Origin of the sequence: Helicobacter pylori, from assembly GCA_008032935.1 — a bacterium.
GTDB lineage: Bacteria > Campylobacterota > Campylobacteria > Campylobacterales > Helicobacteraceae > Helicobacter > Helicobacter pylori_CX.
On record CP032039.1, the window covers coordinates 906,109 to 930,301 of the forward strand.

A 24,193-nucleotide genomic window follows, 5' to 3' on the forward strand; every position below is an offset into this window, starting at 1 on the left:
CCATTAAAAAGCATAGCGCATACCAATATTTCCGGTGATATTAATATCTTTATAATCAAGCCCAAACCTAGCCCCAATGCCCGCATTCACATAAAAGGTTTTGAATAACCTTATCTCCCCGCCTGTGATAATGCTAGCAAAAGTGTTGTATCTGCCGCCATCTCTATAGCTTAGGGTGTTATTACCAATAAAACGCACCATTTTATCCCCCATAGAATTAATAAATAAATCTCTGCCCACATCCGCAATCACAAAATAATAAGAGTTTTTATTGAAGTAGTGCCGACTTTCTAGGGCAAAATTGATCGTTAGAACGGATTTTTTATTAGGGTCAGCATTGGCTCTGAATTGATTATAAATAGGATCATCCATAATACCCCTTAAACCAGACAAACCAATGTAATAATAAGCTAGGCCTACTTGGGGTTTAAAAATAACGCTTTTATCTTTAAACATGAAATCATAGCCGTAATTGATTTTAGCGTCAGTCGTCCAAGTGTCGTATCTGTAAGACTGATTGATGATTGAGAGTAGGGGGTCATAGGAGTTGATGAAAGTCTTATTGTATCCCCAAGTCTCATTCAAGCTCATTGTTAGCTCGCTTCTTTTGATAAACGCTCGGCTATAAACGCCCATATTGACATTGCTAGAGCCTGATTGAGTGATATTTCCATGAAACCCGCTATACCCATAAGCGGCATAACCCCCCACAATCACGCCCTTAATAAACCTATCATACCCTACATTGATACCATATAAAGTTCCAGTGCCTCCATTAATGAAACTAGCCCCTCCAACTCCTGTCGCCCACACATTATTTTTGACTCTGTTTCTTTGAGAGTATTTTAAAATCACATCCATAGCGTTAGGGATCGCATCAGCGAATCGCTTGTTTTTAAGGGCTTCTAATCGCTCGTGAAAATCAGCACTGGCAAAGGTTGAAGTGTCAGAGAGCTTGGCTAAACGGCTCATTTGCTGCGTGTAGGTGTTGATCTGTAAAATATTGGTGGCGTCATTTTTAAAATTAGGGTTAGCGATGACTTCTAAAGTGTTGGCAATATCTCCAGCGATCGTGGTTAAATCTTTTGCGGAATGGCTTTCTAAATAATAGGGAGCAAATAAAGGACTTCCTTTAGTTTCAAAGATTTTATTGAGCCAATTAATCGCTTGGTTGCCTCCAGCTTGATCAATGCTATCCACGCTTTGAACGCCTTGAATTTGAGCGATATATTGTTTTAAAGTAGGGGCTTGTAGGTTATTGATAGGATCATTAGAAACAGCGATTTTCACTTTATTATAAAGAATGGAAGTGTAAATGTATTGATTTTGAGAGTCCTTAAAGCCTACAACTAAACCGCCATCTTTAATGCTCACGGCTCGCCCGTTATAGGTTAAGCCGTTGTCAGTCATCACCATATGTTTGCCATTAATATCAATGAGCGCATAAAGCTTAAGGTAATTATCCAGACTGCTGCCTCCTGTGATTTGGTCGTTATACCCATAATAAATGGCTTTAGCACTATCAATAAGCGTATAAGTGCCGACTTCTTTTGAAGAAGTGTTGAATTGGATTAAGGGGTTATTGTTATTAGCCATGATCGTCGCTGCGCCTTGAGTATTGATAATGGCATGACTAACTGAATGGCTGAGGTTAAACACCAAATCGCCATAGCTGTTAAAATTCCCCATGACATTCAAGCCACTAGCGTTAGTGCTTAGAGTCGCTTGTTGGTTTAAGGTGAAATTACCATTAATGTTAGCTGTAGAGTTAGAGGCGTTGTTAAAAGCGTTGGTGATCGTCAAATTATTGGCTTGCAAGGTCGCATTTTCATTAAGATTGAGCGTGCCTATAACGCTATTATTTGTTACTTGAGACAAATCAATAGCCCCATTAGAGGTGATTGTGCCTAAGAAAGTGAAATTATTAGCACGCACGCTTAAAGATTCATTAGTGGGGGTTACGCTAGAGTTTGTAGAAGAGTTGTTTTTGGTTGTGGGGCAATTGGCTAAATTGATACAAATTTCACCCTTTTGAACGCTCACGTTATTCAAACCCGCATTAAGGCTTAAGCCATTAGTGGCGTTTAGGGTGGTGATATTGATATTAGAAACACCATTAGAAGCAAAAATCAATGCACCTAGATACTTGCTAAAGTCAATCGTATTATCGCCATTAAAAATAATAGATTTGTTAGCGACAAAATTCAAACTGCCCCCTGTAGCGTTGCTAAAAGAGCTGTTATTGACAAAAACATAGCCATCGCTTAAAAAGTTAAAATACCCTTTTTGCCAAAAATCATGCAAGCCTCTAGGCGATAAAAGAGTGCCTAAATCGTTTTCTTTGAGCGCGTTTTGTAAAGAGGGCGGCAACACGCTCCCTAAACCTTGATTATAAACACCGCTTAACCCGCCTTGAGAAATAATATTATTAATGATATTGCTCACTAAGCCTTGATTTTCTAGCTTTTTAACAACATCTTGTCCTAAAAACTCGTTCAACAAGTCGTTCGCCACCACACCAATGTCTTTTTGCAGGCTTGTAGGGGGATTAGTAATGTCTTTTAAAACCACGCTTAAAATAGAGCTTAATTCAGAAGCGTCTATATACCCACCGATAAAATTCAAAAGCCCTTTATCGTCTAGCATGCTTTTTAAAGACTGCTTAGCAAGGTAGTTTTCTATGATGGATGGGGTAACAAAATTACCAAAAATGCTCAGTTTTTTACTGATAATGTTTTGGATTTCATTCATGACTCCGCTATTATTCAATAAATCATCTAAGTTATTTTGACCTATAAGTTGGCCTAAGGTTTCATCTTGCAAGCTAGCGGGCAATTCCTTACTCAAAGGGCTTAGAGCGTTTTCTATAAAGTTTCCTAAACCGCCGGCTTGCTTGATTTTTTCCATAGCCACTTGACTGAGAACATTCGCTAAATTCCCTTGATTAAAGATTTTATCAATCCCTTCTTGGCCCAAAAGATTAAAGATATTGTCTGTAGCTTGAGCTTCTATGTTAGCTTTATTCAACACTAAGTTATTAGCGCTTTGAAAGGTTACATCCGCGCTCCCTCCGCTTTCAAAGGCGTTACCACTTCCAATTGTTCCGGTAATATAAATGCTTTTAGCTTTAAAATCAGCGTTAATGTAGCCTAAATAGGGGGAAGTTGAGCCTAATAATTGCCCTAAGTAAGTGTTTCTAAAAGAAGAACAAGTGGCGCTATCTAGCGCGCAAGGACTGCTATAGCCATTGCCCCCAAACCATATAGAGCTAGTAGAGTTTGTAACATTATCTTGAGTAGCGCCTATAATTAGATTCCCGTTATTAAAGGTTTGATTGATGTTGTCAGTCAAATGGTTGATCGTTTCTAGGAGCGCTTGCTTTTGCGCTTGGGTGATCTTAATCTTGTCTAAGAGTTGCAACACTTCATTGATGTTAGTGATATTGTCTAATTGGTTAGATTCAATCATTTCTTTTAAGGTAGCGGAATTTTGAGAAAGGATCCCTAAAAGCGTTTTTAAATTTTCACTAGAAAAACCCTTATTGTAGATATTTAAACTATTCAAAGGCTGGTTAAACGGGCTATAAGTGCCTGGGGCTTGAGGCGTTTGAGAGCCTTTAGGGGTGAAAAGGCCTTTAATGTTGCTTGTCAAGTAATAAGTGCCTGCTTGATCATCGCTATAATCATAGCTATAGCCGGTAGGATTTTGCTTAGAAGCTTGGTAATTATAAAGCTCAGGAGCGATATTAAAAATAGTGTTAGAAGCCGAGTTAGGGTTATTTAAAACTTCTATGGTTAAATCCCCATTTTTAATGCTCTCTTGAATGATTTGAGAAGAATTGAGAGGGTTTATAAACGACCAAGTTTGAATGTTGTTATTATCGCTATAGGTAGCGTTTTGGATTTTCATGCCATAAAAAAGGATTTTTTCATAGCCATTAGCCCCACTAATGCCAGTGATCCCTTTTTGAGCGTTTAGGATGTTGTAGGTTACAGATTTTGTGATGTTGTCAAAAATATTGATGTCAGATAAATTAATATCCCCATTATTCCCTAAAACAAACTGCCCGCTAACGCTCATCAAAGCCTTAGTTAAAGAGGGTGCATAACCATTAAAATTCAACGCCCCATTAGCCGTAAGGTTATTAAAATTCAATGAGCTTGCGCTGTCAAAATTAAAGCTTGCTGTATCAATAGTCGTGTTGCCTCCAAAATCAGCCTGGCTTGCACCTTGAAAATTGATATTAGCGTTTAAAGAGCTTGTGTTATTGGCTGATAAAACGCTATCGTCTAAATTGATAGTGGTGTTGTTTGAAAAACTAGCGCTAGAAGCGTTGAGTTTGCTACTAGCGTTAAGACTGAGTGTCCCGCCATTAAAAAAGAGGCTATTAAAGGTCGCTTGACTCCCGTTATAAATATTGAGACTCGCTTGATTGTTAAAAGCGCTTGTGCCATTGGCATTCAAAACGCTTTGATTGTCTAAACTTAAATTAGAATTGTTATCAAGCGTTAAAGAATTTTTAAAAGCGGCTTGACTTTTATTGCCAAGCGTGATATTAGCGTTGTTTTGTAAGGTTGTATCGCCATTAAAATTCAGCAAACTTTGAGAGCTGAGCGTAAAATTCGTGTTGCCTAAAAGCTGTGTCGTAGCGTTAAAATTGCTTGTCCCCCTAGAATACAAGACATTGAAAACCGCTTGCGTGTTATTGAAAATAAGGCTATTAGCCTGCAAATTATAAACCGCTCCCCCATTCAAGCGAGAATTGATAAAGCTTAAAGAATTAGAAGCGTTAGCGCTAATAGTGCTTGATCCTCCAGGGTTTGTAAAGCCGCTGAACGAAGCGTTAGAAAAGGAAATATTCTTAGCGCTAAAACTGAATTTCCCCCAAGTCATATCGCTAAAACTGGAATTGGTTACGCTGATATTATTTAGAGCGTCAAAAGTGGCATAGGAATGCTGACTGGCCCCCGTTTGAATCATTTTAGTAACGGTTTCAGCGTCATTATAATTCAAGCCATCCATAGTGATGTTATCGCTTGCTTTAAAGGTAATGTTCGCTCCCCCACCATCTGAATTTGAAACGCCTTCACCGGTTTTAAAATTATTGGTCAAGTAAATATTAGCCGCATTAAAAGTTCCCGTGATATAGCCAAAGCCTCCATGCCCTATCCAAATCAACCCATTATCATTCACGCTCTCTGTGTCATTCCCTATAACTAAAGTGCCATTTTGGATATTGACGCCAAAACTTCTTCCAAACAAATTAGCCGTATAAGTGCTGAGCGTGTTGCCGCTTTGACCGCTCTGTCCTGAAAGGTTGGGATCGATATAATAAATGCCTTTGTTTGAGTAAGTTTGATTTTGGAGGTTATAGACCCCATTCCACACATTTGTTGTGGGTAAATTTTGAGTAGGGGGTGTGGGTGGAACTTGACTAGGGGGAGTGTTTTGCACTGTGTGTTTTGTAGGAGTGGGTGTAGGGCTTGTAGGCTTAGCGTTAGCTATCGCTTGTTCTAATCCCTCTTGCTCAGTATTAAAAGTGCTTTCTTCACTCTGTAAGGTTTTTAAATCTTGTTGTTCTTGTTTTTGAGCTTGATTGAAAGCTTGTTCACTAAAGCCTGTGGTGGAGTTGGCTAATTGCTTGATTTGAGCTAAATCTTTTTCTAAGGCTTGCTCATCTTGTTGGATTTTTTGGTTGGTGTTTTCTAAACCTTGAGCGTCTTTAGCGACAGTAGCATTTTTGCTTTGAGTGTAGCTTGTATCATTGCTTGCGATCGTGTTGTCGCTAGTAACATTATTCAAAGCGTTTTGGGAATGAGCTACATCCTCTTGATAGGTTTTTTGGGCTTGAGCTTGTTCTTGTTTTTGTTCTTGAGCTTGTTCTTGTTGTATCGCTTGTTCTAATCCCTCTTGCTCAGTATTAAAAGTGCTTTCTTCACTCTGTAAGGTTTTTAAATCTTGTTGTTCTTGTTTTTGAGCTTGATTGAAAGCTTGTTCACTAAAGCCTGTGGTGGAGTTGGCTAATTGCTTGATTTGAGCTAAATCTTTTTCTAAGGCTTGCTCATCTTGTTGGATTTTTTGGTTGGTGTTTTCTAAACCTTGAGCGTCTTTAGCGACAGTAGCATTTTTGCTTTGAGTGTAGCTTGTATCATTGCTTGCGATCGTGTTGTCGCTAGTAACATTATTCAAAGCGTTTTGGGAATGAGCTACATCCTCTTGATAGGTTTGTTGGGCTTGTTGTTGTAAATCGTCTCCTAAAAATTGGGTAATGATGGATTGTTTGTTAAAGGTTTCTTGTAAGGTTTCATCTTGCCCGTTAATATCAAAGGTTACATCATAAGTGTTATTGCCCACTCCAACATGGCTAATGGCTTTATCGCCCTTATAGTTGATTAGATCCCACAAATAGCTTTGATAAACCCCATACTGGATCGCTCCGTTTGTAGTGAGAATATCATAGGTTTGATTATTATTAAGGGTTTGATTGAGGTTAAAAACCGCACCAGAACCAAAAGACACACTGCCTTTAAGGCTGGCAAAAGGCGAACTTGAATTTAAAGTGTTAATGCCTGAAAAACTCACCTTGCTGGTATTAAAATTATAAGTCCCTTGATTGAAGGTGTCGTTATTAAAGCTAGTATTGTCATTAAAATTATAAGTGCCTTGATTGAAATTGCTGTTTTCAAAAGTGGATTGGGTGCTATTAAAATGATAAGTCCCTTGATTGAAGTTACTATTATCAAAGCTTGAACTTGCACTATTACTAAAGTTATAAGTGCCTTGATTGAAGTTGGTTTGATTGAAGGAGATAGCGCTATGATTATTATTACCGCTGAAACTAAAGCCCCCATCAGTGTCGTCTGTAAAGCTAGAGCCGCTCACATTGATATTAGAGCCTTTAAAATTCATGTAAGAGTGTTGCGTCCCTGCATCGCTATTGTCAAAACTCGCTTGATTGATAGTGATATTGTTAGCCGCATTAAAATTGAGCGTGGCCCCACCACCATCAGCGTATGAGTTTCCGGTTGTTAAATGGCTAGAATTAAAATTAATCGTTTGAGCGTCATAAGTTCCAGTGATATAGCCGACATCACCTCCATTAATACCTGTGCCTCCAAAGCGGATATTCCCCCCTATATCAAGCGTGCCACCATTGAATTTTTGCGTGAAACTAGCCCCACCAGCACTATAAGTGGTAAGAGTGTTTAAATAATAAGTCCCAGAGCCTTGAGCGCTACTAAAAAGGCAATAAGAGTTGTGCGTGGGTGAATTAGGACCGCTTTCAATATTATCTTGATAACTCCAAGACGACCATGACCAATAACGGCATTCGTTAGCCCTTAGGTGGGATAATCCCCCTAACGCTCCTATCAATAAAACCGAAACTTTTAAAAAAGATTTGTTGCGATTAGAGAGCTTTTTAATGGATTTTGTTTTTTTATGGCCTTTTAAGGGCTTTTCACATTTTAAGATTTGATTCAATTTGAAAAATTTCTTTGAGATCTTATTCAATTTGAAAGATCCTTTTGAAATAAACCTAGAAATCAATCTGGCCTTTTTAAACGCCATTTAAAACTCCAATCGTTTTTATTAAATCCCACATTATACAATTTGATGTTAAACAAACTCAAAAAGATTCGCAAAATGACTTAATAATGATACATAAACTGCGCCATATCCACCAAACGATTAGAATACCCCCATTCATTATCATACCACCCCATGATTTTGACCATATTCTCTAGCGTGAAAGTCAAATCAGGCGCGATGATAACGCTATTAGGGTTAGAAATGAAATCAGAACTCACCCTTTCTTTTAAATCTATTTCTAACACGCCTTTTAAAACCCCTTTGGAAGCTTCAATCAATAATTCATTGATCGGATCTTTAGGGGCTTTTTTTTCTAAAAACAAACTCAAATCTATCATGGACACATCAAGGCTAGGCACCCTCACGCTATGCCCATGCATTTTATTTTTGAGATTGGGTAACACTTTATGCAAGGCTAGAGCGGCTTTAGTGGTGGTGGGGATAATGTTGCTTGCGGCCGCTCTGGAGCGCCGTTTATCCAAAGGGTGGGCTAAATCAATGAGTTTTTGATCGCTCGTGTAGCTATGAATGGTCGTTAGCATGCCCTCTTTAATATTAAAAGCTTTATCTAAGATCGCGCAAATGGGCGCGATAGCGTTAGTCGTGCAAGAGGCGTTAGAAACAATGGCTTGGTTTTGATAAAGAAAATGATTGACCCCATACACCAAAGTGGGGTATTGTTGTTCATCGTATTCGCCGATAAAGGGAGCGGATAACAACACCTTTTTAGCCCCAAGCAAAAGGTAATTTTCTAGCGTTTTAGGCTCTAAAAACTTCCCTGAACACTCTATGATAACATCCACGCCTTTCAAGTCTTTGATACTATTAAAAACAGGGATCTCTAACGAGCCGATAATAAGCTTATGATTAGAGTAACGCACTTCTTTAAAAAGCAACCCATGCGCGCTGTCATGCTCTAAAAGATAAGCCAGGATTTCCCAATTAGCAGGGTCATTGATGCCTACCACTTCTAAATGAGAGTTTGTATCGCTACGCTCTAAGATTGCTCTTAAAACGCATCTCCCAATGCGGCCAAATCCATTGATAAAAATTTTCATCGTAACTATTATCCTATTTTCAGACTTCAGTTTCAATTTTAGGGGGTTTTTGTTTGGTATTTTACTACATTTTGCGCTATTATATTGGACCTAGCTGTAGGTTAATTAAAATTATTTATATTGAGTTGAAATCAAGGAGTAAAACATGGCATTGTATGACAGAGCTAATTCTCGTAACGCGTATGCAGAAGATTCTTTATTGCATGAAAGCGAGCTGGTGGGTTTTGTTAAAACGACTTACAAGTTCTTTGCGGGTAGTTTGTTACTAGCGACTATCGGGGCGTTACTGGGTTTAATGAACTTTCAAGCCGTAGTGCAGTATAAATGGGTGTTTTTTATCGCTGAAATTGCGGCGTTTTTTGGTTTGATGTTTTCTAAATCTAAACCCGGATTGAATTTATTCATGCTGTTTGCTTTCACTTCATTATCAGGGGTTACGCTAGTGCCTTTGTTGGGTATGGTGATTGCAAAAGCTGGTTTAGGAGCGATTTGGCAAGCTTTGGGCATGACAACCATTGTTTTTGGTTTGATGAGCGTGTATGCCCTTAAAACTAAAAACGACTTAGCGAACATGGGTAAAATGCTCTTTATCGCTTTGATTGTGGTGGTGGTGTGTTCGCTTATTAACTTGTTTTTGGGTAGCCCCATGTTCCAGGTTGTCATTGCGGGAGCGAGCACGATTTTATTCAGTCTTTACATCGCTTATGACACCCAAAACATCGTTAAGGGCATGTACGATAGCCCCATTGATGCGGCGGTGAGCTTGTATTTAGACTTTTTGAATGTCTTTATTTCTATCTTGCAAATCATTGGTATTTTTTCAGACAGAGACAAATAGTTTGAAAAAATAGGGGGGAAGCCACGCAAAAACCTAATAAAAAATACTTTAAAATATTGATAACGCTTCGTTGATATTCTTTCTTTAAGGATTAGTTATGCCTAAACGCACCGATATTTCCAACATTCTACTGATAGGATCAGGCCCTATTGTGATCGGGCAAGCTTGTGAGTTTGACTACTCAGGGACTCAAAGTTGTAAAACCTTAAAATCTTTAGGTTATAGAGTGATCTTAATCAATTCTAACCCGGCCACCGTGATGACTGACCCTGAATTTTCTCATAAAACCTATATCCAACCCATCACCCCAGAAAATATCGCCGCTATCATCAAAAAAGAAAAGATTGACGCTATTTTGCCCACAATGGGCGGGCAAACCGCTTTAAATGCGGTCATGCAGATGCACCAAAAGGGCATGTTAGAAGGCGTGGAGCTTTTAGGGGCTAAGATTGAAGCGATTAAAAAAGGCGAAGACAGGCAAGCGTTCAAAGAAGCGATGTTAAAAATCGGGATGGATTTGCCTAAAGGGCGTTACGCTTATAACGAGTTAGAAGCCCTAGAAGCCATTAATGAAATTGGCTTTCCAGCCATTATTAGAGCGAGTTTCACGCTGGCTGGGGGAGGGAGTGGGGTCGCTTATAATATTGAAGAGTTTCAAGAATTGGCTAAAAACGCCCTAGACGCTTCGCCCATTAATGAAATTTTGATTGAAGAGTCCTTGTTGGGATGGAAAGAATATGAAATGGAAGTCATACGAGACAGCAAGGATAATTGCATCATTGTGTGTTGCATTGAAAATATTGACCCCATGGGCGTTCATACCGGCGATAGCATCACCATCGCTCCAAGCCTCACCTTAACCGATAAAGAATACCAACGCATGCGCGATGCGAGCTTTGCGATTTTGAGAGAAATTGGCGTGGATACGGGCGGGAGTAATGTGCAATTTGCGATCCACCCAGAGACTTTAAGAATGGTTGTGATTGAAATGAACCCACGAGTGAGCCGCAGCTCCGCATTAGCTTCAAAAGCGACCGGGTTTCCCATTGCAAAAGTCGCTACCATGCTTGCGGTGGGTTTTAGTTTAGATGAAATTAAAAACGATATTACCAACACCCCGGCGAGTTTTGAGCCTAGTTTGGATTATATCGTGGTGAAAATCCCTCGCTTTGCGTTTGAAAAATTTGCCGGTGTTTCTAGCACTTTAGGGACTTCTATGAAAAGCATTGGCGAAGTGATGGCGATAGGGGGGAATTTCTTAGAAGCCTTACAAAAAGCGTTATGCTCTTTGGAAAACAATTGGCTAGGGTTTGAATCGTTGAGCAAAGATTTAGAAGCGATAAAAAAGGAAATCCGCCGGCCCAATCCCAAACGCTTGCTTTATATCGCTGATGCGTTCAGGCTCGGCGTTTGCGTGGATGAAGTGTTTGAATTGTGCCAGATTGACAAGTGGTTTTTATCTCAAATTCAAAAGCTAGTCAAAGCAGAAGAGGGCATCAATTCTAGCGTTTTAACGGACGCCAAAAAATTAAGAGGGCTTAAAAATTTAGGCTTTAGCGATGCCAGGATTGCCGTTAAAATCAAAGAAAATGAAAATTTAGAGGTGAGTCCTTTTGAAGTGGAATTAGCTAGATCTAATTTACAAATCGCGCCCAATTTTGAAGAAGTGGACACTTGCGCGGCGGAGTTTTTATCGCTCACGCCTTATTTGTATTCCACCTATGCCCCTAATCCTTTGCCCCCTATTGGAAACAAACAAGAAAAACAAGAAAAGAAAATCCTAATCATAGGCTCTGGGCCTAACCGCATCGGTCAAGGCATTGAATTTGATTATTGTTGCGTGCATGCGAGCTTTGCTTTAAAAGATTTAAACATTAAAAGCGTCATGCTCAATTGCAATCCAGAAACGGTTAGCACGGATTATGACACGAGCGATACGCTCTATTTTGAACCCATTCATTTTGAGTGCGTGAAAAGCATCATTCAAAGGGAGCGCGTGGATGGCATTATCGTGCATTTTGGAGGACAAACCCCTTTAAAACTCGCTAAAGATCTAGCTAAAATGCAAGCCCCCATTATTGGCACGCCTTTTAAAGTGATTGATATTGCTGAAGATAGAGAAAAATTTTCCCTCTTTTTAAAAGAGCTTGACATTAAGCAGCCCAAAAACGGCATGGCTAAGAGTGTTGATGAAGCTTATAGCATCGCTAATGTGATTGGTTTCCCTATTATCGTGCGCCCTAGTTATGTGCTAGGCGGTCAACACATGCAAATTTTAGAAAATATTGAAGAATTGCGCCATTATTTAGAAAGCGTTACGCATTCTTTGGAGATTAGCCCTAAAAATCCGCTCCTCATTGATAAGTTTTTAGAAAAAGCGGTGGAATTAGATGTGGATGTTATTTGCGATAAAAAAGAGGTCTATATTGCCGGCATTTTACAGCATATTGAAGAAGCCGGTATCCATTCAGGCGACTCTGCATGCTTTATCCCTTCCACTCTAAGCCCTGAAATTTTAGATGAAATTGAGCGAGTGAGCGCGAAAATCGCTCTGCATTTAGGCGTAGTAGGGCTATTGAATATCCAATTTGCTGTTTATGAAAATTCGCTGTATTTGATTGAAGTCAATCCTAGAGCCAGCAGAACCGTGCCTTTTTTAAGCAAGGCTTTAGGCGTTCCTTTAGCCAAAGTGGCGACTAGGGTTATGGTGTTAGAAGATTTGAAAGAAGCCTTGAAGTTTTATGATAAAAAAAATATCGTAGAGTATTCTAATGGCGTTTATAAGCCTAAAATGCCCCATTTTGTGGCTTTAAAAGAAGCGGTTTTCCCTTTTAATAAACTTTATGGATCGGATTTGATTTTGGGGCCTGAGATGAAAAGCACCGGTGAAGTGATGGGGATTGCTAGAACTTTAGGGCTTGCATTTTTTAAGGCTCAAACGGCTTGCTTTAACCCCATTAAAAACAAGGGGCTTATTTTTGTTTCTATTAAAGATAAGGATAAAGAAGAAGCGTGCGTTTTAATGAAACGATTGGTTCAGTTAGGTTTTGAATTGTGCGCCACAGAAGGCACGCATAAGGCTTTGGAAAAAGCCGGTGTGGAGTCTTTAAAAGTGCTTAAAATTTCCGAAGGCCGCCCCAATGTCATGGATTTGATGATGAATGGGGAAATCAGCATGGCTATCAACACCAGCGATCACAAATCTCAAGATGACGCCAAACTCATACGCGCTTCTGTGCTTAAAAACCATGTGAGTTATTTCACGACTTTAAGCGCGATAGAAATCTTAATTTTAGCGTTAGAAGAAAGTTCTCAAAAAGACGAGTTGTTAGCCTTACAAGATTATTTGAAGTAATTTGATGGCGTTAGTGTATCTCGTTCAAAGCGATACCACTATAGGACTGCTTTCTAAAGATAGCGAAAAGCTCAACGCCTTAAAAAATCGCCCTAAAAACCAAAGCGTTTTAATAGAAAGCGCTGATTTTAGCACCCTAAAAAGCCTGGTGCGCGCGCCCAACGCGTTTAAAAGCCTCATTAGAAGAAGCGCTAAAACTACTTTTATTTATCCTAACTCTAAGGCCGTTCGTGTGGTTAGGGGCAGGCATGGGGATTTTTTAAAGCGTTTTAAAACGCTCTATAGCACCTCAGCCAACCTCACCCAATGCGCTTATGATAAAGAAATCGCTTTTAGTCTCGCTGATGTCATTGTGAGCGATGAAAGGGGTTTGTTTGAAAGCTCTAGCTCTAAAATATTCAGGCTTTATAAAAATAAAAAAGTGAGAATAAGATAAAATTACCCTTTATTATTTCGCATTCTGCGTGCTTTGAAAGGGGTTTTTGTGGGATTTTTCTAAAAGTTTATCATTTGTTTATCAAAAATGGCTAGCTCTTTTAAGGCGATTGTAATATTTTTTTGACTATAATAACACCTTTATTTTTTAAGAGAAATTATTATCATAAGTAGGATTTTAAGAATGAATGACAAGCGTTTTAGAAAATATTGTAGTTTTTCTATTTTTTTGTCCTTATTAGGAATGTTTGAATTAGAGGCCAAAGAAGAAGAAAGAAAGACAGAAAGAAAAAAGGATAAAGAAAAGAACGCCCAACACACTTTGGGTAAGGTTACCACTCAAGCGGCTAAAATCTTTAATTACAACAACCAGACAACCATTTCAAGTAAGGAATTAGAAAGAAGGCAAGCCAACCAAATCAGCGACATGTTTAGAAGAAACCCCAATATCAATGTGGGCGGAGGCGCGGTTATGGCGCAAAAAATTTACGTGCGCGGTATTGAAGACAGATTGGCTAGGGTTACGGTGGATGGCGCGGCGCAAATGGGCGCAAGCTATGGGCATCAAGGCAATACGATTATTGATCCTGGAATGCTCAAAAGCGTGGTGGTTACTAAGGGGGCGGCTCAAGCGAGCGCTGGGCCTATGGCTTTGATTGGCGCGATCAAAATGGAGACTAAAAGCGCGAGCGATTTTATCCCTAAAGGTAAAGACTACGCCATAAGTGGGGCTGCCACTTTTTTAACCAACTTTGGGGACAGGGAAACCATTATGGGCGCTTATCGTAACCATCATTTTGATGCGCTTTTGTATTACACGCACCAAAATATTTTTTACTATCGTGATGGGGATAATGCGATGAAAAATCTTTTTGACCCTAAAGCGGATAATAAAGTTACAGGGAGTCCTAGCGAGCAAAACAACGTGATGGCTAAGATCAATGGTTATTTGAGCGAAAGAGATACCTTAACGCTCAGCTATAACATGACTAGAGATAACGCTAATCGCCCTTTAAGAGCGAATTTTACCGGCACTTTTTTACCCTATTCTTGCGGCGATTTCAACGCTTTCCCTAACGAGAAAAACCCTGATGATTGCTTGTTTGAAAATGACGCCAGTTTGTTTAAAACTTATAGCGTCAATTTAGTGCATAACGTGAGTTTGAATTATGAAAGAGAAGGGGGGAGTCGTTTTGGTGATCCTAAATTAAAAATCAATGGCTATACAAGTATCAGGAATGTCCAAATTGATCCGCTTTTCAGACCTAGCGATATAGCGACTATCATCCCTTTCACCCCAAACCCAAAACTCGGTGAAGAAAATCAATGCGTGGCGCAAGGGGGCATTTATGACGCTACTAAACAAACCTGCTCCATCACTTTTAAAAGCCTTGGAGGGGGTTCTGTGGTGGCTAATAAAAATTTATTCATCATCAATTCTGGGTTCAATGCGAACGTGATCCACACCATAGATCATAAGAATGACAATCTTTTGGAATACGGGTTGAATTACCAAAACTTAACCACTTTTGATAAGGCGATCCCTAATAGCGAATTAGTCAAACCGGGCGATGCCCCTGATGCGTGCTTAAGGGTTACAAGCCCTAATGATCCCAACATGAACGGGCGTTGCCAACGGAATGGCGCTACGGCGAATGTGGTTGGGGTGTATGCGCAAGCGAATTACACCTTGCATCCTATGGTAACTTTAGGGGCAGGGACTCGTTACGATGTCTATACTTTAGTGGATAAAGACTGGCAATTGCACATAACCCAAGGGTTTAGCCCTAGTGCGGCTTTAAATGTCTCGCCTTTAGAAAATTTGAATTTCAGGCTTTCTTACGCGTATGTAACCAGAGGCCCTATGCCTGGAGGTTTGGTGTGGATGCGTCAAGATAATTTGCGCTACAACCGCAATTTAAAGCCAGAAATCGGGCAAAATGTGGAATTTAATACCGAATACAGCAGTCAGTATTTTGATTTTAGAGCTGCCGGTTTTGTCCAATTGATTTCTAATTACATCAATCAATTTTCTTCAACGCTTTTTGTAACCAACTTGCCCGCACAAGATATTATTTATGTGCCGGGTTATGAAGTTTCAGGGACGGCTAAATACAAGGGCTTTTCTTTAGGCTTGAGCGTGGCGCGATCATGGCCTTCTTTAAAAGGGCGTTTGATCGCTGATGTGTATGAATTGGCGGCTACGACCGGCAATGTGTTTATTTTAACGGCAAGCTATACAATCCCACGCACCGGCCTTAGCATCACTTGGCTTTCACGCTTTGTTACGGATTTGAGTTATTGCTCTTATAGCCCTTATCGTAACGGCCCTACGGATATTGACAGACGGTCTAGTAATTGCCCTAAAACGCCCGGGATTTTTCATGTGCATAAGCCCGGCTATGGGGTGAGCAGTTTCTTTATCACTTATAAGCCCGCTTATAAAAAACTTGAAGGGTTGAGCTTGAACGCTGTGTTTAACAATGTTTTTAACCAACAATATATTGATCAAGCAAGCCCGGTGATGAGCCCTGATGAACCCAATCAAGACAAATACGCAAGGGGCATGGCAGAGCCTGGCTTTAACGCTAGGTTTGAAATTTCTTATAAGTTTTAATAATGGAGCTAAAAATGAGGATTTCATGGGTAGCGGATCTAATCAAAAAATAAAACATTCTTTAGAAGTAACAAATATATGATTTTAATCCTTTGATTTTAAACCAATTTAAAATAAAAGGTTATTTTTTGTAAAATAGGGTTGCGGATTTTAATTAATATTTTAATTTTATGTTATTTTTGATTATAATTATAATCTCAACAAAAAAGATCATACCATTAAAATTAGGGAGAGTTTAATGAGGCAAGAAAAGTATTTTTTGACTTATTCTTTATCGCTTTTATTATGTCCTGTAGAAGCTTTTGATTATCGGTTTAGTGGTCGTGTGGAGAACTTTTCTAAGATTGGTTTTAACAATTCTCAAATCAATACCAAAAAAGGGATTTATCCTACTGAAAGTTTTATAGATATTGTAACTTTAGCGCAAGTCAAAGTCAATTTACTCCCTAAAGGCACCGAAAACCACAGGCTCTCTGTCTCTTTTGGTGGGGCGATTGCAGCCATTCCTTACGATAAGACCAAATATTATATTAACCAGGCTAACGGGAAGGTTTTTGGCTCAATTGTGGAGAATTTCATTGGGGGCTATCATGGATACTTTTTCAATAAGTATCTTGGCCCTGCTTATGCGGGGACTTCTCAATCAGCGAGCTATCATGCAAGGCCTTATGTGGTGGATACCGCTTTTTTACGATACGATTACAAAGATGTTTTTGGGTTTAAAGCGGGGCGTTATGAAGCGAATATTGATTTTATGAGCGGATCGAATCAAGGGTGGGAAGTGTATTATCAGCCCTATAAGACTGAAACGCAAAGGTTAAGGTTTTGGTGGTGGAGTTCTTTTGGGAGAGGTTTAGCGTTTAACTCTTGGATTTATGAGTTTTTTGCGACCGTGCCTTATTTGAAAAAGGGAGGCAATCCTAATAACAGCAACGATTTTATCAACTATGGCTGGCATGGGATCACCACGACTTATTCTTATAAAGGTTTAGACGCTCAATTTTTTTATTATTTTGCGCCTAAGACTTATAACGCTCCTGGTTTTAAGCTAGTCTATGACACGAATAGGAATTTTGAAAATGTGGGCTTTCGCTCTCAAAGCATGATCATGACAACCTTTCCTTTATACTATAGGGGGTGGTATAACCCAGAGACAAACACTTATAGTTTAGAAGACAGCACGCCCCATGGCTCGTTGTTAGGGAGGAATGGCGTTACTTTAAATATCCGCCAGGTTTTTTGGTGGGATAATTTCAACTGGTCCATTGGCTTTTATAACACCTTTGGCAATTCGGACGCTTTTTTAGGCTCTCACACGATGCCAAGGGGGAATAACACTTCCTATATCGGTAGTGAAATCTCCATAACGACTAAGCATGCCGGAATGATTGGCTATGATTTTTGGGATAATACGGCTTATGATGGGTTGGCTGATGCGATCACTAACGCTAACACTTTCACTTTTTACACTTCTGTTGGAGGGATCCATAAGCGTTTTGCATGGCATGTTTTTGGGCGCGTCTCTCATGCGAATAAGAATGCGTTAGGGCAAGTGGGGAGGGCTAATGAATATTCCTTGCAATTCAATGCGAGCTATGCGTTCACTGAATCGGTTCTCCTTAACTTTAGGATCACTTATTATGGGGCTAGGATCAATAAAGGCTATCAAGCAGGGTATTTTGGAGCGCCCAAATTCAATAATCCTGATGGCGACTTTAGCGCGAATTACCAAGACAGAAGTTACATGATGACCAACCTCACGCTGAAGTTTTGATTTCCAATCACAGCAAACTAAAAACACTCCAAAGCATTTTTTAAAATCTAATACTTTGCGTGGCTCGTTTTGTGAAGTGATCAAACGCTAAAGACGATTGGGCTTCCTGATGTTGGGGGGAGTTTGGTTCTTGTTCTGTGTGCCTAATGGATTTTACAGAGTTTGAGCTCCAACGCATTCCTTACAGCTCTCACGCATCATATCTATAAAGGCGTAACTTTGTGCACTTCCTACGCTAGATGCAAATGTATGGGGGTGTTATACTGCAAATTAGCGGCATTCACCCCAAACACTAAAGATGTTTAGGATTTCTGCTTGGGGGTTTTAAAAGCGGTTTTCTTGGGTTAGAGAGAATTTAGTTTTGGGGGGGGTTTCAAAATACTTCCTATCCCCTTAAAAAATGGGTTTTATCATAAAATTTAAAACCATAAAACAAAGTTTTAAACCATAGAAATCCTAAACGCCTTTAGCGTTTGAACACTTTCACCATTAAAGCGTTCTTGGGGAATAATCTCAATATTTGACAATATTTGATAAATATTTTGGGTTGTCTTTAAAGTTGGGGTTAAAAGGTTTGTTCAAAGACTAATCGCAACAAGTTAAAAACACTCAAAGACGCATTTTAAAATAAACATAATAAAAGAGCTTGCACAAACAAATTTTTTAAGCGTTCTTAGGGGGGTTAATTCCATTATTTGACAACATTTGATAAAGATTTTGGGTTGTTTTTAAAGTGGGGGTTAAAGGGTTCAATCAAAGCCTATAAAAGGCCTTGAGCTTTTTTAGAAGGCGTAGCCATAGACCCAATACACGCTATAAGGGCGGAAGTATTTTACTTCAGCACCGCCAGCTTTATAGTAAGTGTTATAAATCGTAGGGATTTGCACACCGATTTCTATAGAATGCTGGTTGTGGCTTTTTAGGTCTTTTTTCAAGATACCAAAGTTCATGCGTAAGCCCAAGTCAAACAAGAATTGGAATTTCGTCGCTGTAGGTCTGCTCGCAAGTTGAGGGCTGTTTCTTAGCGTGCTGATGTAAGTGTCCCCTGCGAGTTGGATCCCCCCAAAGAAGCCCGCATTAAGACTTCGGCTACCAAAAGAGCGGCTAAACACATTGTAAAGCACATCAGTCCCCACCCCATAAGTGAGCAGATTGACTTGATTGTAAGTAGGGCCATTACCCACGCCCGCGCCATTATAGCTGAAGAAGCCGTAGTAGCGTAAGCCCACATTCTTGTTTTCTCCAAAGAATTGCTTATAACCGATTTTAGTGATAAACCCGTTAAACGCATTCACTTGAGAGCTGTTACCGGCAGCGAAATTCCCAAGCCATGGGTTAGCTTTAAGCTCGTTGTTTAGAGCGGTAACTTTAGCCAAAGTGTTTGTGGTGTTGTTTAACAGTTGGGTAGAGCGCGCTTGATCAATATTCCCGCCATAGCTCACTTGATAGCCGGTTGAATTGCTGATGTTAGCGTTGTTGGCTAGCGTTAAAGCGTTTTGAGAATTATTGACGATGTTTTGCACCAAGCTAGTGAATTCCTTAGCGCTCAAATCATTCCCAGCGTTAGCCGAGTTGAAGACATGTTGGGCTAAAGCGGCGTCTAAAAACGCTGCGGCAGCCCCGCTATCACCGCTTGGCCCCATAGTGATTGAAGCTTGCTTTAGGATATAAGCGATTTGTTGGGCGGTAACCCCATTCCCGTAAGCTTGATTAGTGTTGTTTTGAAAAATCCCACCCGCTTGGTTATTGGCGTTTAAGAACGAGTTCATGTAAGTCAAATAAACGCTAGCGGTGTTAAGCTCGCTGAGCTGGTTGGAGAGGTTTTGGCTCGTGGTGTTGTTGTTGCCTTGAAAGATATTCTTGTTGATGTTTTGACTCAAAGTTTTGATAGAGCCAACCATTTCGTTATAAAGAGCCAGGTTACCTTGGAAACAAGGGCTATTGCTAGTAGCGGCGGCTGCGGTCGCACCACTACTACCACTATTAGTAGCACCACATTGTGTGATATTGGTAGTGTTCAAAGTGGGATACAAATCAATCAAATTGCCTAATTGGTTCATAAAGAGGTTGCCCAAAGTCCCGGCGACATTGCCTCCTGTGCCTGCAATATTGATATTGGTGTTGTTTGTCGTATTAGAGTTTAACAGGCCTGCTAATTCTTCGGCTTTGATTTTACCCGGGTTTTTCACTTGTTGGACCACCTGACCTAATTCATACCCAAAGGTCATAAAGCCCCCATCTTCTTCAGCGCCCACTGGATTGAAGCTCAAGCTTAACGCTAGGCTTAAAGGGGCTAAGAATCTTACTTTTTGAGATTGTGTCATTAAATTTTCCTTAATCATTTTGAATGGCTTTAAATTTTGTTTCATGTTTGTCTCTTCCCCCCTTTCTTAGAATGAATACCCATAAGACCAATAAACGCTATAAGGACGGAAATACTTCACGGTAGTCCCTGCTGATTTGTAATAAGTGTTATAAATCGTAGGCACCACCACGCCAAATTCCACCGTGTGCTGGTTGTGGCGGTTGGATTTCCCGTCCAACTTACCGAAGTTCATCCTCATACCGAAGTCAAAGAGGAACTGGAAGTGCGTGTTATTGATTTTGCCATGCAATTTCACATTGGGGTCATCTCTGAGCGTGGATTGGAAGGTCTCACCGGCTAATTGGATACCGCTAAAAAAGCCCATATCCACAGAGCGGTTTTGATAGGAGCGGCTAAAGATGTTATACAACACATCAGTCCCCACCCCATAAGTGTATAACCCTACATTATTTTGAGTGGATCTAAAGCCCACGCTCGCTCCGTTATAAGAAAAGAAGCCGTAATAGCGCAAACCGATATTCCTTTTCTTCCCGAAGAATTGCTTATAGCCTATTTTAGTGTAAAACCCGTTTAAAATATTCGTCGCACGGCTGTTCCCGGCTCTGAATTGGGGCAAGTAAGGCATGCTTCTCACCTGATTGTTGAGCGCGTTGATTTTATCCAAAGTTACTTGCGCGTTATAAAGAGCGTTAGGGAGCTGACTAGCGCGCGTGTTCACAGCGTTAGCTTGGTTGGAATTTATCCCGGCGCTATTAACCGCACTCCCGCTAATGGTGTTTTTAGTGAGCTCGTTATAAACCGCTTGAGATTGATCAATAATGCCTTGCACCAAACCTGTAAAAGCGGCTGAATTGAATTCCTTATTCCCAATATTGGCGGCTACGGCGGAGTTGAAAGCTTCTAAGAGCAATTCGTCTTGCTTGAGCAAGTTCGCTGCGTTATTGAGAATATTTTGTTGGCCTTGAAGGTATTGGATAGCTTGTGTGGAGTAAGTTTGACCATCTGAACCAGTCGCACCGCTAGTTCCACTATTACTATTAGTAGCAGTCCCATTCTTCTCTAAAGCCTTATTCATCGCGTTAAAAAACACGTTCCCCGCATTCAAGTAGGTGAGCTGTTGTTGCATGTTAGGGAAATTGGTGTTCGTGCCGTAGTTAGTCTGGCTGCCGATCGTGCTTAAAATCCTGTCAGTCAAGCTAGGGAGCCAGTAATAGCCCGCAGCGGTGCAAGCGCTTTGAGTGTTAAGAGAGTTGCCACCAGCCGTCCCTGCAGCCGCGCAAGTCCCACTGCCTACCGCACCACTTAAAAGAGCGTTCGCAGACACGTCGTTACTATTGAGTTTCGTGGGATACGCCCCTAAAAGCGAATAAAGGTATTGGGAGAAAGCGTTACTCAACGCCCCTGCGACATTGCCTCCGGTGTTGTTGTTTAAAATGTTGTTCGTTACATCAGCGTTAAGCTCTCTAGCGAGTTCGTCGCTTTTAGCGCCGCCTGGGTTTTGGACATCTTGCATGACTTGTCCGAGCTGATAACCGACGGTGAAAAACCCTCCATCATCTTCGGCATAACTTATGCTAGCGCAAAGGGCTAGACTAAGAAACAGCGTTCTATTTTTCTTTATCATGATTTTCCTTATCAATGGGATGCTCCTTGATTGAGATTAAATTTGGGATTTAGTTACATCAGAGCTTGTAAATAATGTTTAGTAATACAAATTGTTAGATGTAATTGTGATATTTTCACATAATGAAAATTAAACTAACCTTAAAAATCCCCTTAAAAACCCCTTATCAAGGAAATAAAGTTACAGCAATTGGAGCGCTTGTTACAAAAAAAAAAAAACGGGATTTCATAGGGGGATTAGCCTTAAATTTTGGGGGGGTTTTAAAAACGCTTTTTGGCATTCTTTGGTTTTTTAATGTAAAATCACGCTAACGCAAATAGTAATTTCTAGGTTTCTCTTTCGTTGTGAAAATTTGGAGTATGTTAGGGTTTGGGGTGATAGTGGGTGGTTACCCCGAAAGGAGATAACCAACTATGAAATTACTATTAGTAATCATAGTTTTAATGGCCTTCGCAACGCAATTATACTAAAATTTTGGCTCTAGCGCAAGCTAGAGTTAAATCTATGGTTGCTAGCGTTTTAAACAAACAATACAAAAACCAATTTTATTTTGAATCAGGTTTCAAAAGCCCCGCTTCATACAAAAACACCGAAGGCTTATGCTCTTTAGGTTTGGTGTTTTCCCTCAATTCGTTTTTCGCATAAGAAAGCCATAAATTTTCCTTAGCCCTTGTGATAGCGACATAAAAAAGCCGCCGCTCTTCTTCAATGCCCCCACCGGTATTCATGAGCTTGTGGTTAGGGAAACGGCCCTCCATTAAATCTATAATATAAACGTCTTTAAATTCTAATCCTTTAGAAGCATGCACGCTCAATAAATTCACGCCACAGCCTTGCGTGGCTTCACTAGAGCCTATTAAAGTGCCGTTTAAAAAACGCCCTAAATTTTGGTAATTTTTCGCCAAAGAACTCAGCAAGTCCATTTTTTCATTGAAGCGTTTTTGCGCTTGGAGTTTTTTAAATTCGTTATAAGAGCCGTCCTTATTTTTAGAGCGCTCTTTTAAAAGGCGTGTTTTAAAGGTTTGAAAAAACACGCTTTCTAGAATGTGTTTGATTAAAGCGCTAGGGGAATGAGTAGGGGCTTTAGTATAAAGAGTGAAAAAATCGCTCAGCGTTTTAGCCCCATTGAGTGAGATTTTAGGGTGCATCAATACTGGGTGCGAATGAAACGCTTTATCTATCACGCTATTAAACCTTGAGCTGTTTTCTAGGGCAAAAATTTCTTCAAAAAGCCCCATAGAGGTGATTTCTTTTTTCTTCGTGTAAATTTTGGCTTCTTTATTTGGGTGGGTTAGGGCTAGTTTGAGATCGCCATTGCCTAAAAGCATTAAGGCTTCATGAATGTCTTTAGCGGTGTTAGAGCCAATATCGCTGATATAGCTTAAAATGTGAATCGCTGCCATAATGTCTTTAGGGTTAAAGATGAGTGCACAAATATCTAACGCTAACGCCACTTCTTTGGATTCAAAAAAACTCGCGCTCCCTTTTCTTTTGCTTGGCACGTTGTGGGATCTTAAAGCGGCTTCTAATTGATCCGCGCTCGCGTTATTCCTAAAAATCACTGCCACTTCTTTAAAATTCTTCCGCATGACAATGCGTTTAGCGATGTCTTGGCATTGCGCGATATTGTCGTTGTAATTTAAAAGCGTGGGTTTATTGAATTTCCCTGATTTCACCACTTCTAAATTTTTAGGGTAAATGCGCTCGTTATGCTGTATCACTTGATTGGCGAGATCTAAAATCTCTTTAGAAGAGCGGTAGTTTTTAGTGAGCGTGAAAACCTGGGCGTTTTTGTATTTTTGAGTGAAATTAGAAATGATAGAAATATCCGCCCCGTTAAAAGCGTAAATGCTCTGATCGTAATCGCCCACGCAAAACAAACTGGGAGGGTTGATGGCGTCTAAAATGGATTCTTGTAAGGGGTTAGTGTCTTGAAACTCATCGCAAAGCACTTCTTTATAAGGGCTAGGTCTTTCTAGCATTGCTTTTTTAAAGAGCAACAGCAAGTCGTTATAGTCAATATAATTATGCTTTTTTTTGGTGTTTTCAAATTCTTCTAAAATGTTTTCATAAAAGGCAGCGTATGGCGTGTGTTCAGGGCTTTTATTAGAAAGCCATGCGCTAAAATCTTCTTGTTTTAGAGCGTTAGTATAAAGAGAATAGAGGGCGTAGAGATGCTGTGAAGTGTAGGGCTTTTTATCATCGTCTATGGCGTTTTTAGTGTCCACAATGCTTTCTAAAAGTTTTTTTAATTCTTTAGGTTGTTTCAGGCTTAAATTAGGGTAATGCTTTTTTAAATAGCGATACGCTACCGCATGGAAAGTGCCCGCTTCAATTTTGGAGCTTAATTTGGAGTATTTAGCCACCCTGGCAATCATTTCATTACTCGCTTTATTGGTGAAAGTCAAAAGCAAGATTTCTTCAGGCTTGATGCCGTTATTAAGCAGGTGTAAAATGCGCCCCACAATCGTAGAAGTTTTCCCCGTGCCAGCGCTCGCAATCACTAAATTATGCCCTTGTAAAGCCTTGGCCGCTTTTAATTGCTCAGGGTTTAATTGCAAAGTTTCTAACAAGTT

General features: G+C 40.0%; 11 protein-coding genes. 6 read left to right on the forward strand and 5 right to left on the reverse strand.

From position 1 onward, the window contains the following. Positions 1-3: 3 nt before the first annotated feature. Positions 4-7,569: a toxin gene (locus D2C78_04610; protein ID QEF35234.1), complete on the reverse strand. Its 7,566-nt coding sequence runs from the start codon at positions 7,567-7,569 to the stop codon at positions 4-6. A gap of 80 nt (positions 7,570-7,649) precedes the next feature. Next, entirely contained in the window at positions 7,650-8,648 is a 999-nt protein-coding gene (gene gap / locus D2C78_04615) for a type I glyceraldehyde-3-phosphate dehydrogenase (protein QEF35235.1), read from the reverse strand. Positions 8,649-8,793: 145 nt separating this feature from the next. Between gap and D2C78_04620 the strand changes: the two genes are divergently transcribed. From D2C78_04620 to hofG, 5 genes are all read left to right on the forward strand, one after another. Beyond that, positions 8,794-9,486, forward strand: a complete 693-nt coding sequence (locus tag D2C78_04620; protein QEF35236.1) for a Bax inhibitor-1/YccA family protein — start codon at positions 8,794-8,796, stop codon at positions 9,484-9,486. 97 nt (positions 9,487-9,583) lie between these two features. Next, positions 9,584-12,841, forward strand: a complete 3,258-nt coding sequence (locus D2C78_04625) for a carbamoyl-phosphate synthase large subunit (protein ID QEF35237.1) — start codon at positions 9,584-9,586, stop codon at positions 12,839-12,841. A gap of 4 nt (positions 12,842-12,845) precedes the next feature. Beyond that, positions 12,846-13,277, forward strand: coding sequence for a Sua5 YciO YrdC YwlC family protein (locus D2C78_04630; protein ID QEF35238.1), 432 nt, complete (start codon positions 12,846-12,848; stop codon positions 13,275-13,277). A 183-nt stretch (positions 13,278-13,460) separates the two neighbouring features. Further along, positions 13,461-15,893 (forward strand): TonB-dependent receptor, encoded by a 2,433-nt coding sequence (locus D2C78_04635; protein QEF35239.1) that lies wholly within the window; start codon positions 13,461-13,463, stop codon positions 15,891-15,893. Between the two features lie 238 nt (positions 15,894-16,131). Beyond that, entirely contained in the window at positions 16,132-17,667 is a 1,536-nt protein-coding gene (gene hofG / locus D2C78_04640; GenBank protein QEF35240.1) for an outer membrane beta-barrel protein HofG, read from the forward strand. A 782-nt stretch (positions 17,668-18,449) separates the two neighbouring features. Here the strand turns inward: hofG and D2C78_04645 are convergent. Together D2C78_04645 and D2C78_04650 are read right to left on the reverse strand one after the other, a co-directional pair. Next, positions 18,450-20,036, reverse strand: a complete 1,587-nt coding sequence (locus tag D2C78_04645; GenBank protein ID QEF35241.1) for an outer membrane protein — start codon at positions 20,034-20,036, stop codon at positions 18,450-18,452. A gap of 21 nt (positions 20,037-20,057) precedes the next feature. Then, on the reverse strand, positions 20,058-21,617 hold the full coding sequence (locus D2C78_04650) for an outer membrane protein (GenBank protein ID QEF35242.1): 1,560 nt from the start codon (positions 21,615-21,617) through the stop codon (positions 20,058-20,060). A 122-nt stretch (positions 21,618-21,739) separates the two neighbouring features. On the opposite strand from D2C78_04650, the gene D2C78_04655 reads away from it, so the two are divergent. Next, positions 21,740-21,928: a hypothetical protein gene (locus tag D2C78_04655; GenBank protein QEF35243.1), complete on the forward strand. Its 189-nt coding sequence runs from the start codon at positions 21,740-21,742 to the stop codon at positions 21,926-21,928. Positions 21,929-22,162: 234 nt separating this feature from the next. On the opposite strand, the gene D2C78_04660 is transcribed toward D2C78_04655, so the two are convergent. Then, a complete protein-coding gene (locus D2C78_04660) occupies positions 22,163-24,190 on the reverse strand; it encodes an ATP-dependent helicase (protein QEF35244.1) in 2,028 nt (675 codons plus the stop codon). Positions 24,191-24,193: the final 3 nt, after the last annotated feature.